Below are 11,887 nucleotides of genomic sequence, written 5' to 3' on the forward strand. Positions count from 1 at the left end.
GGGAGAATGGAAGAGGGGAAAGCGGGGGAAGGGGCGGGTCTTCTGCTTGTTTTTTTTTTTTTCTTTGGGGGGGGGGGTGGGCCCCCCCCCCCCCCCCCCCCCCCCCCCCTCCCCCCCCCGCCGTCGTACCGCCCGAAGCCTCCGGGGCTTCCGAAGTCAGCCCTGGAGCCGCTTCCGAAGTCAGCCCTGGAGCGCTTCCGGTGTCAGCCCTGGAGCCGCTTCTTCACCGCGGCGGCGACGCGGCCGCCCTCGGCCAGCCCGGCCACCTTCGGGTTCACGATCTTCATCACGGCGCCCATGGCCCGCGGCCCCTCGGCGCCCGCCGCCTTCGCCTCCTCGACGGCCGCGGCGACGATCCCGCCCAGCTCCTCGTCGCTGAGCTGCTTGGGCAGGTACTCGTCGAGGAGCTCGCCCTCCGCCTTCTCCCGCTCGGCGCTCTCGGTACGACCGCCCTGCGCGAAGGCCTCGGCCGCCTCCCGGCGCTTCTTCGCCTCCTTGGCGATCACCTTGAGCACCTCGTCGTCGGAGAGCTCGCGCTTCTCCTTGCCCGCGACCTCCTCCTTGGTGATCGCGGCGAGCGTCAGCCGGAGCGTCGAGGAGCGGAGCTCGTCACGTGCCTTGATCGCGGAGTTGAGGTCGTCGTGCAGCTTCGACTTGAGCGTGGTGGTCATGGTTCCGATTGTCGCAGGTGCCGCACGCGGGCCGCCCGCCGTTTTAGCCGGTCCTTCTCCCCCGCCCCTCTCCTTCTTTCTTTGCACCGCCCGGTCTCTGGGCCCTCTCTCCGTCTGACACGATGGTCGTATGCGCGCTCGATACGGAGTACCCCTGGGAATCGCGGCGTTCGGTGCCGCCGGTGTGTTGTACGCGGCCGGCTTCGAGGTCCGTTCGTTCCGCCTGCGCCGGGTGACGGTCCCGGTCCTCCCGCCGGGGATGCGCCCGCTGCGCGTGCTCCAGGTCTCCGACATCCACATGGTGAGCGGACAGCGCAAGAAGCAGCGCTGGCTGCGGTCGCTGGCGGGTCTGCGCCCCGACTTCGTGATCAACACGGGCGACAACCTGTCCGACCCGGAGGGCGTCCCGGAGGTCCTGGACGCGCTCGGCCCCCTGATGGACTTCCCCGGCGCGTACGTCTTCGGCTCCAACGACTACTACGGCCCCAAACTCCGCAACCCCGCCCGCTACTTGCTGGAGAAGACGAGCGGCAATCACGGCCTGAACGGCAACCCGCCGGCGGTCGGCGTGATCCACAACCCGTGGGAGGACCTGCGGGACGCCTTCGACGGGGCGGGCTGGCTGAACCTGACGAACACGCGGGGTGCCCTGAAGATCGAGGGCGTCTCGGTGGAGCTGACGGGACTGGACGACCCACACATCAAGCGGGACCGGTATGTGCAGGTGGCGGGGGGCCCGTCCGGTACGGCCGACTTCTCGATGGGCGTGGTCCACGCCCCGTACCTGCGCGTCCTGGACGCGTTCACGGCCGATGGCTACCCCCTGCTCCTGGCCGGTCACACCCACGGCGGCCAGCTCTGCATCCCCTTCTACGGCGCCCTGGTCACCAACTGCGACCTGGACACGGAGCGGGTGAAGGGCCTCTCGCGGCACACGGCGGAGGGGCGTACGTCGTACCTCCACGTCTCCGCGGGCTGCGGCACGAACCGCTACACCCCGGTCCGCTTCGCCTGCCCACCGGAGGCGACGCTGCTGACGTTGGTGGGCCGGGAGTAGGAGGGAAGGGGAGAGGCGAGGCTACGCGGGGAGCCGGCGGGGGGTGCCCCACCCGGGAACCCACTCACCCGGGAACCCACTCACCTGACAGCCCAGCCACCCGATAACCCAGTCACCGGATAACCACCCACCGGGTAGCCCACTCGCCTCGTAACCCACCCGGCGTAGGCCAACATGCCGGTTATGCCCCTTCCTTTCTACCTTGAGGGCATGACGGCTCCGATACCCCGGGACATCCCGGACCTCCCCGCGGTCCCGGGCACGCCCGTACTGCTGCCCGGCTACGTTCCGGCGACGGCGGTGGTGGCCCCCACCCGACGCCCCCTGACCGCGGTGTTCCGCCTGCTGACGGCCGCACTGGCGTCGGCGGGCGTGGCCCTGGAGCTGCTACTGGGCAGTCCGGGCCAGATCATGAGCTACTTCGGGATACAGGCGGCGATCTTCCTGGCCCTGGTCAGCCTGGCCTCGGCCCGCCGCGCCTGGCAGGCGTCCCGCCCACTGTCCTCGTCCCTGACGGGCGCGGCGCTGCTCTACATCGTGATCTCCGGGTTGGTCTACCACCTGCTCCTGGGCCACACCACGCCCCCCTTCTCCATGACGGGCTCGACACACCCGCCAGTGGCCGGGCACGGCCAGTGGCTGGCCCTGCAGCTCCTCTATACGGCAGCACCCGTGGCGGCCCTCGTGGACTGGCTGATCCTCACGCCGCCCGGCCGCCTCCACCTCCGCCAGACAGCGGGCTGGATGTTCTACCCCTTGGCCTACCTGGCCTTCTTCCTCACCCGAGCGGAGCTGCTCCTCCCCGGCACGCCGGGCCGCTACCTCTACCCCTTCCTGGACGCGGAGCAGCACGGCTACCGCGGCGCCCTCGCCAACGCCCTCCTCCTGGGCCTCGCCTTCTACACCCTGGCGGTGCTCCTGGTAGCCCTGGACCACACCCGCCCGAACCCGGTCGGCCGCCGCCCATAAACCGGATTTCGTCTCCAGCCACCTGTGGGCTAAAGTAAACGACGTCGCCGCGACAAGCAGGACAGCAGCGACATCGGGGTGTAGCGCAGCTTGGCAGCGCGCTTCGTTCGGGACGAAGAGGTCGTGGGTTCAAATCCCGCCACCCCGACGCCGTAATACCAGGTCAGGGGCCTGATCCACGAAAGTGGATCAGGCCCCTGCTGGTTTGCGTGACTACGCGCGCCAATGCGCCCCCGGTACGACGCGTGGCTTCTCAGAGATCGCGCCCCGCAGGGTGGCGCATGGCGCTAGCGTGGTGCTCTCACGTTTCAGGGACTCAGGCGTCAGACCGACTAGGTCGGCCACGAGCTGCCGGAGAGGCCAGCTCGGTAGTTCGCGAGCGTCAGACCGACTAGGTCGGCCGCGACAGGTGTCTTTCGAGGTTCGTCCGGCGCCACGCAGCCGAGGTTCCGCGAATCACCCAGCCCATTTTCGTGAGGACCGTCGGAGTAGTGGCAGCTACACCACCGGCACCGCTCCTGTACCTTTCGTGATCTTCTGGCGCTGGCAGAACTCACCTCGACCGCGAACACGGTCGGGCTGAGCCTGCCCTAATGCCCAGTCTGGCCGTGCGATCCAGAAGGGAAACATGGCCAGTGGCTTGGGACGACAGTGTCAGCCTGTTGCTGCTCAGCATTTTCGGCGTCGTGACGCTCTTCCTCCTCCTACTGCCAGGACTGCTGGAAGCGTGCGCTCGCGTGATCAAGGCATTCCGAGAACTGCGTGACCTATGGCGTCGCGGGGATGGACCCCAAACCCCAAACGGCTGATGACTGTCCACGAGGCAGACAAAGCGTTGGGCGGCGATTGGCCCAGCAACCGCCGCCCGAACCAGCCTCGCGTCTAGTCGCGATTGGGAACCTTGAAAATCTGATCCATTGCCTTCGCACCTGTCTGGATGACGGGTCGGATCTGCTTTCGATAGACCTCCTCCGTCACGGCCGTGCCCGAGTGGCCTACGAGGCGGGAGATCTCCTCCAGCGGGACACCCCGACCTGAGAACAGAGACACGAAGCTGTGCCGGAGCTCCCTCAGAGTCCACTCGCCGGCGCTGATCCCGTCGACGTCCTTGAGCGCCTGGCGGAAGGCCCGGCGAACGTTGGCAGCGTCGAGCGGCTTGCCGACGGCCGAGGAGAAGACAAGCCCGTGTTCCTCCCAGGCGTCGTCAGCGGCGAGCCGATCCCAGCCCTGCTCTTCGAACTGCTGCCAGAGGGCTTCGACGCACCGCGCCGGCAGGGCGAGCGTGCGCCGGGACTTCCGGGTCTTGGTGTCCCCGCTCCACCGGACGGAGCGCCACACGGCGATGTGCGGGGGTTGCGGCGGGTCGAACTCAGGGCGCCCCTTCAGGAAGACGTGGTCCCAGGCGAGGGCGCGGAGTTCCTCGGTGCGGGCCCCAGTCAGCAGCGCCACGACGATGCAGGCGTACATCGAGGTCCTTTTGGCTCCCTTGAGCACCGCCTCAGCCTGAGCGAACGTAAGCGCCTTGGAAGGACGCCACGAGGCGCACCAAGGCGCCGTCACCAGCGGAAACGCTGACGACGGGGTCTTCGCGTTTGTGCAGCCGTATGCCACTCAGCGCTACTGCAGCTCCTCGACAGTGATCAGCAGAAAGAGGCGCGGGTTCCAACGAGTGAATCCAATCGGTCCGCAAGTAGTGGTCGATGCGACAGCGGGAAGGCCATTGCACACCAGACAATCGATCGGCAGGAGGCACGCCTGTGCCGAAGTTCCTAATTCAGGCCACCTATACGCCCGAGGGGACCAAGGGGCTGCTCAAGGAAGGCGCAAGCGGCCGCCGCGCCGCCGTCGACCAAGTCGTCACCGGCCTCGGCGGGCAGGTCGAGGCCATGTACTTCGCCTTCGGGGAGGATGACATCGTGCTCATCGTCGACTTCCCCGACTCGGTCTCCATGGCCGCGGTCAGCCTCACCGTAAAGGCCAGCGGAGCCCTCCACACCCGGGCCACCCCTCTCATCACCCTCGACGAGATCGATGAGGCCGCGCGCCGACAGGTCACCTTTCGCGCCCCCAGCACGTGAGCCCTCGGAGACGGGGACACATCTGCTCCCGCGATCCTCACCCCGCACCACAACCGCACCAGATCGAGCGGGGAACAGCGGGGACCCACGGTGAAAGCAACCGAGCGTCTAGAGCCACGCATCACCCGTTCGCCCAGTTCAGCCCACCAACTGACCCCAGAGTGCCGCAGCTTCCCAAGCTGATGGCTCAATGGTTGCTGCGCAACGATCAGGCATCGCCAAGACATCAGCTGTGAGTCTGGTGTGATGCTCTCGCCATGGTCAGCGAGGACACCTCAACTCACGAGAGCGGCGCGGGCACCCTCTCCCCCAAGGAAGCGGCTGAGCCCGTCGCCAAGCGTCAACGTGTCCGAGTGACGAGCCTGCTGGTCCTTACCGCGGCGTGTTGTCTAGCTGCCGGCGGCAGCATTGGCTACGTCATGGCGGACTCGTCTGGGTCGGTGAACGCCACGGCGTCTGGACAGGGAACTGCTGTTCTTTCCGGCGTCAGCGAGACGAACGTCTGCAAGCTCGTGAGTGGTGCGATGCAACAGCAGCTCAGCATCAGGGAGGCATCTCCGATGGCCGAGGAGAAGGGAGGGTCCTCCTGCTATCTGATGATGACGGAAGACGGCGCGTCTGAGCCAGCTGGGTTCGTAGTCGCCTTCTACCCCACCGCGGCTTCACTGCAGCAGACGGTGGATGGAACAGACGTAATCCCAGAGAAGGCGGAGCCGCTGATGGTCCAGGGGCGTGCCGCTGCGCGTCAAGTCCTTTACGGTGACGCCTGGAAGGCTCAGCTCACCGTTGACGTAGGTGACGGAGCAACGTTCTACGTTGAGCGGTTTGGGCCTAAAGACTCCCTGTCAGAACGAGAGCTGCGTCGCTCTGTCGACGACCTTGCCTCAAGTGTTCTCAAGGGTCAGAAGGGCTGAGGTCGGAGCGGCAGGCAGGGGCTCAGTACGTTGGAGCCAAACTCATCTGCGTGTCTAACTGCGTGACAACGCCGACGAACAACGGCGGACGAGTGCGAACGTCTGCGGGCCATCAGCGCAGGTGAAGGACTCGATGGCCCAAGACATAGTCCGCGCCCAAGTTGCTTCGGGACGAAGAGGTCGTGGGTTCAAATCCCGCCACCCCGACGCTGGTCAGAGGGGCAATCGCGTGAGCGCGATTGGCCCTCTGTTGTGCTCGGGGGGCCAATCGAATTTGATCAGGCCGCCGCGTCGGTGGGCTCCGTCGCAGACTCGTGCGACAACGCGATGGCCGAGGCCCTCAACGGCACTTCCAAAGCCGAACCGGTCGAACACCGAGGGCCCTGGCGGGGCGCTGACCAGGTCGAACGCGCCGTCGTGCAGTGGGTCGGCCGGTAGAGGAACGGGCGCCTGTACTCGGCCCTTGAGCCCCCGACCCAAGGAGTTCGAGGCGGCTCACTACCGGGTGGCTGGCTCGGCGATGGCCCACCGCGGTCTGCTGCGCGGTGTGGCTTGGTGCGGGCTGGGCTCCGGCGGGTTCGCCGCGGACGACGATCGGCGTCACTCGGGTGGGAGACCGCGCGATCCTTGCCGTTCGGCGTTTTTCTGGCCGCCCGGGGTGGGTAACATGCGGAGCTGCCAGGCGGTACTTACTTCCCCAGCTCGTCGCCCTTCCGCTCTCATGACCCCGGGGGTCTCGTGTCAGCCCTGCCACGCCCGGCGCCCATGGCGCGTGCCATCAAGGACGCCATGGGGGGCCTGCCGTCTCAGTTCTGGTGGTTGTGGGCGAGCACCCTGATCAACCGGCTCGGGGGCTTCGTCACGACGTTCCTCGCGCTCTATCTGACGACGGAACGGGGACTGTCCGCCAGCTTCGCGGGTCTCGTGGCCGCGCTGTACGGAGCGGGCGGCGCTGTCGCGGCCGTGGTGGCGGGGGTGCTGGCGGACCGGGTGGGCCGGCGGCCCACGCTCCTGATCTCCCAACTGGCCACTGCGGCCGCCATGGCGACTCTCGGATTCAGCCGGGAACCCGTGCTGATCGCGGTGGTCGTGACCGTTCTGGGGGTCACCGCCAACGCCGCGCGGCCGTGCATTCAGGCGATCATCGCCGACCTGGTGCCGGACAAGGACCGGGTCCGGGCCTTCTCGCTCAACTACTGGGCCGTCAACATCGGTTTCGGCGTGGCCTCGGCCGCTGCCGGACTGATCGCCGAGCACGGATACCTGCTGCTGTTCCTCGGGAACTCGGCGTCCGTCCTGCTGTGCGCCGTTGTCATCTTTCTCAAGGTGCCCGAGACCAGACCTCAGGACAGCCTGTCCGCCGACCCTGACCTGGCCGGCGGACAGGAAGAGACGGGCGGTGCGGGCGGTGCGTCCGCGGGTCCCGCGCCGAGCCTGGGCGCGGTGCTGCGGGACGGTCGCTTCTTGGCCGTGGTCTTCCTGTCCTTACTGGTCGCCCTGGTGCTGATGCAGTACACCACTTCGCTGCCGGTCAGCATGGGCAAGGAGGGTTTCTCCAGCAAGGAGTACGGCATCGTCATCAGCATGAACGGACTGATGGTCGTCCTCGCCCAGATCCCCGTCACCAGAGCCCTGAAGGACATCCAGCCCGTCACTGTCCTGATCATCGCCTCCCTGCTCTCCGGCTTCGGCTTCGGACTCACCGCCTTCGCTCACTCCGTGCCCTTCTACATCGTGACCGTCTGCCTGTGGACCATCGGTGAGGTCATGCACAACCCGACCAGCATGTCCCTGGCCGCGTCGCTCTCACCGGCGCACAGTCGAGGTCGCTATCAGGGCGTCTACACACTGGCGTGGTCCGGGGCAACCTTCGCGGGTCCGTTGCTCGGCGGTGTCGTCATCGACCGTTTCGGATCCGACGCCCTGTGGGCGGGGTGCGCCGTCGTCGGCGTGGTGGCCGCTGTGGGGTACGGGGTGCTGGCCGAGCCGCTGGGCCAGGTGGCCTCGCCTGCCGCACCGACCAGCACCCATCGGGAAAAGGAGCCCGAACTCAAGAGCGAGGGATGAGCCGGTGAAGCGGGGCAGACAGCCGTCCGACGCTCCGGACATGTGTCACGACCTCCGAGCAGCCGCCCGTGAACCGCTTCACGGCGTGGTCTGGGGTTCCTGACCTGCCCGTTCACCTCCCGGTTCAGGCGCGTATCGATGGGGGCGGAAGGAAGCACGCGGTGTCGTACGAACCCGGACCTGCCGCGGGTCTTTCCGGTGCCACGCCGCGCCGGCCGTCCCACTGGCGCCGAGCCTCCGGGCTCAAGGGCGCTGACGGAACGGACGTGCTTCCCGGCCGACTCCGCCTCTACCTGGCCGACCAGAGTTGTCTCAGGGGCGTATGACTCGTCATCAGTCGGTTCACGACGCTCCCGGCCGGGGCTCCTCGCCGTCGTAGGCCGCCAGCGCAGCCTGGCGGCACTCCAGCAGACTGCCGAGGATCTCGGGAGTCACGTGCTCCTGGGCCAGCGCCACCGTGGCCCTGGCCTCGACCGAGGCCCACGCGTGCCGGGCGCGCTTGTTGGCGCGGCGCCTGGTGTCGCTGCGCAGGAAGCCCGCTCCCGCCGCGAACCCGGCGGAGGTCAGAGCGGCGAGGGCGGCGGGAACGCGCGCGTCCGCGGAGGCCAGTCCTGCCGTTCCTGCCGTACCGGCGAGCAGGGCCGCGGGGAAACCGAGGGCGATGTCCATCTTGGTCCAGAACTCGGCCCGGCGGTGGGCGAGTGTCCTCTGGTGCGTCGCCTCGTCTCGCAGTCGCTCGATCTCGGCACGCAGGCGGTGCTCGGGCTCGTCCGGACTCAGGTGGGTGGTTCCGTCAGCGGGAGTGGCCATAAGGGCATTCCAACACGCCTGTGCCAGAAGGTACTTGGTGAGTCCGAACAGCCTTCGGGCGCGGCGGACGTGAGCTTTCCACGAATCGTGTCCCGCCACGCTTGGCAACCGATCCTGCCGACGATCTCCACCGCCGCTCGGCTGCGACCGGGTCGACCGGGTCGACCGGCGTGCTCGCACGGAATGCGCAGGCTGGCGTGCCGGCAGTCCGAGGGTGGCAGCGGGAGCCCGGGTTCCGGTCGTGAACTGGGGCTTTTCCCCTGTGTCCGCCCCACAGCGAGCCCTACGGTCACCTCGGCTTCCCAGGCTGAGAGCTGCCAGTGACGGCGGCTTTCGTGCTGGGCATGCGGTACGACCTGGGCCGGCTGCGTTCGCCTTCTCTCGCCGGTCCCACGCTGTGCTTCGCTCCGCCTCCTGGCCCTGGGCGTCTTCAAAGGCGGGTTGAAGGCCCTGCGTCACCGTCGCTGAGTCGGCCGGGCTCCGGTCGGCGTCCGCGTGCCGGGCTCACCGGGCCCTTGCCCGCGAGGGTTCGGCGGGCCACTGGCCTCCTCAAAGAACCGGGGAAAGAACTACCCGCCCACCCACCCTCCCCGCCGGGAAGGCGCCGGAAAGTCCCACGTCACCCGTCCGGGTGACCGGCTTGCGTGGCCCGAACGCGGGCGGTTACGTTCGCCGCGACAACCGCACACAGACGACGGCCCCCGGCCGGGACTGGCATCCCGATCGAGGGCCTGACCGATCAGGAAGTAACCGTCTTCCCGATGGCTGATCCGCAGTCTAACGCGCGCCTGCGCGCCGACGCCGGGGCTCCGACCTCTGGCGTGATCCACGTACGTACCCCTCTCGCGGCCGACTTCACCGTGGTCCCCAACGCCCTCGCCCAGCGACGCGGCAGCGCGGTCACGGTCGGCGTCGCGGTGTACATCCTGTCCCTGCCCGAAGGCACCCGCGTGAGCATCGCCGCCCTGTGCGAGCACTTCACCGAGGGCGAGATCCTGATCTCCCGTGCGCTCAAGGAACTTGAGGGGGCGGGCTATCTGGAACGCCGCCGGGAGCGCGGGCCCGGTGGGCACATCCGTACGCGGACGTACTTCCACAACGCGCCGGGGGACGTCGTACGCGGTGACGCGCGTGACGGCGATCCGGACTGCGCTCCGGACGGCGCTCCGGACGGCGCTCCGGACGACGACCCGGACGGGCCGCCCGAACCGCCGAAGCCGCCTCGACCGCGTAGGCCGAGGGGAGAGAAGCCGATTCCCGCTACGACCCGCGTACCGGCACCCTCCGCGGCACCGGACCCGCTTCCCTCCTCCGAGGCCGACCCGCAGGCCATGGCCGTACTGGCGTCACTGCGCCGGGTCGACCCCCGGCTCCTGCTGTCCGCGCAGGAAGCCGCCCGTCTCGCCCCGGCCGTGACCCAGTGGCTGGCGGCGGGTGTCCTGCCGACTCAGATCACCGAGCACCTGACCAACAGACTCCCGGATCAGTTGCTGGTCCGTCCGGCCGGCATCCTCGGCTTCCGGCTCAAGGAGACTCCCCTGACCGCGGTACCAGCGGCAGCCAGGATCGAGGACCGGCCCACGGCCCGCCCGGCCGTCCTGCCCTTCCAGACCTGCGACGGCTGCGAGCGCGCGTTCCGGGCGGCGGCACCCGGCCGCTGCCGGCGCTGCCGGGATCGCCAGTCCGAGGTCTGTGTCCGTGCGGCCGGTTGAGACGGCGAGGTGGTGGGTCATGGCCGACCGGTTCGAAGTCGATTACGCGAAACGCTCGGCTGGGAAATCCCAGCCGAGCGTCTGCGACAACAGCCCCTCGAATCCGCCGTCACGGATCGGGGCCTTTGACATCTATTTTCAAGCGAATACGGGCAAGGCTGCTACCAGCCGTGACCGCAGTCGGAACCGATGTCAGTGACCTGCGCACCTGGGCTGCCTTCGCCGTTGATCAGGTTGCCGCCCAGGCCGTTGAAGATGCCCACCTCACCGAGAATGTCGAGGTTCAGGTCGTGGGACTTGCACCCGCCACCGCCGCCGCCCCGCATGCTCTGCGCAGCCTGGGCGTTGGCAGGGCTGATGGCCACGAGGCTGACACCGCTTATGATGGCGGCCGCGACGGCGACCTTGCGGAAACTGTTCATTTCTCCTCCTAGGGCGAGTAGAGCGCACCATCAAAAGATCAATTCCGCGCTCATTTCGGAGGCTAGATCGACATCCGGCGGAGCGCTCATCGGGGAAGCCATCCGGGGTTTCTGAGGGCCAATCGGCTGAGGTGACCCCTTCGGCTGCCGCTGGCCCGCCCTCCGCGGGTTCGCTCGGTGTCGTCGATGCGGTGCGGTGCCGCAGCAGGGCGGGGCGGGTGGTCTGGCCGCCGTGGCCGGGCAGGGGGCACGATGCGTTCCAGAGGCCGAGCACTCTCATCGTGGACAGGGAGATCGTGTGGACGGTATCCGCTACGACGTCGCGCCTTCCGTGCGTGCCGTCTACGGGCCCCAGGACCTCAGCTCCGCACCGGCGTTCGCGGGCGGGTTCATCAACTTCGGCCACTGGGACGGGATTCCGCTCGACCGGCCGCTGACCACCGAGGACCGGGTGCGCAGTCAGCGGAATCTCTACCGCCGTGTGCTGGGCACGCTCGACGGGGCGGACGCCCATGCCGTCGAGGTCGGCTGCGGGCTCGGGCTCGGCGCCGTACTCGCGTTGGACGAGTTCGGGTTCGCCTCCGTGACCGGAATGGACGTTCATCCCGAGCAGTTGGAGCGGGCACGGCGGGCCAACGCCGAGCTTCTCGGCCGGGCGCCCGGCCGGCTTCGGTTCGCTCATGGGGCGGCGGAGGAAATGCCGTTCGAGGACGGCCGGTTCGAGTGTCTGTACTCCGTTGAGGCCGCCCAGCACTTCCGTGACCTGGCCGCGTTCGGCCGTGAGGCCGCGCGGGTCCTGCGGCCCGGCGGCCGGCTCGCCGTCACCAGTTTCTTCCTGCCGGTCGGGGCCGAAGGCGTGGGTGCGGAGCTGGCCGCGCGGCTGGACAGCTTCGCGTCCGGGCTGGATGTGGCCCACTCGCTTGTCTCGCTGCTCGACGCCCTGGACGCCGTCGGGCTGACCGACGTACGAGCCGAGTCGATCGGTGGTCATGTCTGGGCGGGCCTGGATCATTTCCTGTCCGGCATCGACCTGCCCGTGCAGTGGCCGCGGAACTTCCTGCCGGCCTATCGCGACGGGCTGCTGGACTACTACGTCGTCTCCGCGCGGCGCTGAAGGAGTCTCCGCGCGGCGTTGACGGAGGGGCGACCGCCGGCCCCGTTTCACCCCACCCCCTGACTACTCTGCA

General features: G+C 68.4%; 10 protein-coding genes, 1 tRNA gene and 1 pseudogene. 8 read left to right on the forward strand and 4 right to left on the reverse strand.

Features of this window, described 5'->3' with window-relative positions; translation table 11 throughout:
* Window positions 1–203: 203 nt before the first annotated feature.
* Window positions 204–671: a GatB/YqeY domain-containing protein gene (locus ACZ5K7_RS31225; protein ID WP_351713699.1), complete on the reverse strand. Its 468-nt coding sequence runs from the start codon at window positions 669–671 to the stop codon at window positions 204–206.
* Between the two features lie 130 nt (window positions 672–801).
* On the opposite strand from ACZ5K7_RS31225, the gene ACZ5K7_RS31230 reads away from it, so the two are divergent.
* The 3 genes from ACZ5K7_RS31230 (at window position 802) to ACZ5K7_RS31240 (ending at window position 2,845) form a co-directional block, all read left to right on the forward strand.
* The gene (locus ACZ5K7_RS31230) at window positions 802–1,728 is read left to right on the forward strand and encodes a metallophosphoesterase (protein ID WP_351713701.1); all 927 of its coding nucleotides are present in this window, start codon (window positions 802–804) and stop codon (window positions 1,726–1,728) included.
* Window positions 1,729–1,938: 210 nt separating this feature from the next.
* Complete coding sequence (locus ACZ5K7_RS31235; protein WP_468918435.1) at window positions 1,939–2,697, forward strand: Pr6Pr family membrane protein; 759 nt, start codon at window positions 1,939–1,941, stop codon at window positions 2,695–2,697.
* Window positions 2,698–2,771: 74 nt separating this feature from the next.
* Window positions 2,772–2,845 (forward strand) — tRNA-Pro (locus ACZ5K7_RS31240).
* Window positions 2,846–3,579: 734 nt separating this feature from the next.
* Here ACZ5K7_RS31240 and ACZ5K7_RS31245 read toward each other — a convergent pair.
* Window positions 3,580–4,233: pseudogene (locus ACZ5K7_RS31245) on the reverse strand (site-specific integrase); the annotation flags it as partial.
* 221 nt (window positions 4,234–4,454) lie between these two features.
* On the opposite strand from ACZ5K7_RS31245, the gene ACZ5K7_RS31250 reads away from it, so the two are divergent.
* The 3 genes from ACZ5K7_RS31250 to ACZ5K7_RS31260 all read left to right on the forward strand — a co-directional run bounded on the left by ACZ5K7_RS31250 (window position 4,455) and on the right by ACZ5K7_RS31260 (window position 7,756).
* The gene (locus ACZ5K7_RS31250; RefSeq protein ID WP_351708343.1) at window positions 4,455–4,775 is read left to right on the forward strand and encodes a GYD domain-containing protein; all 321 of its coding nucleotides are present in this window, start codon (window positions 4,455–4,457) and stop codon (window positions 4,773–4,775) included.
* A 257-nt stretch (window positions 4,776–5,032) separates the two neighbouring features.
* The gene (locus ACZ5K7_RS31255) at window positions 5,033–5,689 is read left to right on the forward strand and encodes a hypothetical protein (RefSeq protein WP_468918438.1); all 657 of its coding nucleotides are present in this window, start codon (window positions 5,033–5,035) and stop codon (window positions 5,687–5,689) included.
* A 765-nt stretch (window positions 5,690–6,454) separates the two neighbouring features.
* The gene (locus tag ACZ5K7_RS31260; protein ID WP_468918441.1) at window positions 6,455–7,756 is read left to right on the forward strand and encodes an MDR family MFS transporter; all 1,302 of its coding nucleotides are present in this window, start codon (window positions 6,455–6,457) and stop codon (window positions 7,754–7,756) included.
* Between the two features lie 342 nt (window positions 7,757–8,098).
* Here the strand turns inward: ACZ5K7_RS31260 and ACZ5K7_RS31265 are convergent, their stop codons facing one another.
* Window positions 8,099–8,566, reverse strand: a complete 468-nt coding sequence (locus tag ACZ5K7_RS31265) for a hypothetical protein (RefSeq protein WP_351708334.1) — start codon at window positions 8,564–8,566, stop codon at window positions 8,099–8,101.
* Window positions 8,567–9,327: 761 nt separating this feature from the next.
* Here ACZ5K7_RS31265 and ACZ5K7_RS31270 point away from each other — a divergent pair.
* Window positions 9,328–10,278, forward strand: a complete 951-nt coding sequence (locus ACZ5K7_RS31270; protein WP_468918444.1) for a hypothetical protein — start codon at window positions 9,328–9,330, stop codon at window positions 10,276–10,278.
* Between the two features lie 161 nt (window positions 10,279–10,439).
* Here ACZ5K7_RS31270 and ACZ5K7_RS31275 read toward each other — a convergent pair whose 3' ends face one another.
* The gene (locus ACZ5K7_RS31275) at window positions 10,440–10,700 is read right to left on the reverse strand and encodes a hypothetical protein (RefSeq protein WP_351708331.1); all 261 of its coding nucleotides are present in this window, start codon (window positions 10,698–10,700) and stop codon (window positions 10,440–10,442) included.
* Window positions 10,701–10,998: 298 nt separating this feature from the next.
* On the opposite strand from ACZ5K7_RS31275, the gene ACZ5K7_RS31280 reads away from it, so the two are divergent.
* Window positions 10,999–11,814, forward strand: coding sequence for a class I SAM-dependent methyltransferase (locus ACZ5K7_RS31280; protein WP_351708328.1), 816 nt, complete (start codon window positions 10,999–11,001; stop codon window positions 11,812–11,814).
* Window positions 11,815–11,887 lie beyond the last annotated feature (73 nt).

It is taken from the genome of Streptomyces sp. NPDC031497 (assembly GCF_055580905.1).

Coding starts and splice junctions, on each gene's coding strand:
- ACZ5K7_RS31225 (WP_351713699.1), bottom strand. CDS start 671: ATGACCACCACGCTCAAGTCGAAGCTGCACGACGACCTCAACTCCGCG.
- ACZ5K7_RS31230 (WP_351713701.1), top strand. CDS start 802: ATGCGCGCTCGATACGGAGTACCCCTGGGAATCGCGGCGTTCGGTGCC.
- ACZ5K7_RS31235 (WP_468918435.1), top strand. CDS start 1,939: ATGACGGCTCCGATACCCCGGGACATCCCGGACCTCCCCGCGGTCCCG.
- ACZ5K7_RS31255 (WP_468918438.1), top strand. CDS start 5,033: ATGGTCAGCGAGGACACCTCAACTCACGAGAGCGGCGCGGGCACCCTC.
- ACZ5K7_RS31260 (WP_468918441.1), top strand. CDS start 6,455: ATGGCGCGTGCCATCAAGGACGCCATGGGGGGCCTGCCGTCTCAGTTC.
- ACZ5K7_RS31265 (WP_351708334.1), bottom strand. CDS start 8,566: ATGGCCACTCCCGCTGACGGAACCACCCACCTGAGTCCGGACGAGCCC.
- ACZ5K7_RS31270 (WP_468918444.1), top strand. CDS start 9,328: ATGGCTGATCCGCAGTCTAACGCGCGCCTGCGCGCCGACGCCGGGGCT.
- ACZ5K7_RS31275 (WP_351708331.1), bottom strand. CDS start 10,700: ATGAACAGTTTCCGCAAGGTCGCCGTCGCGGCCGCCATCATAAGCGGT.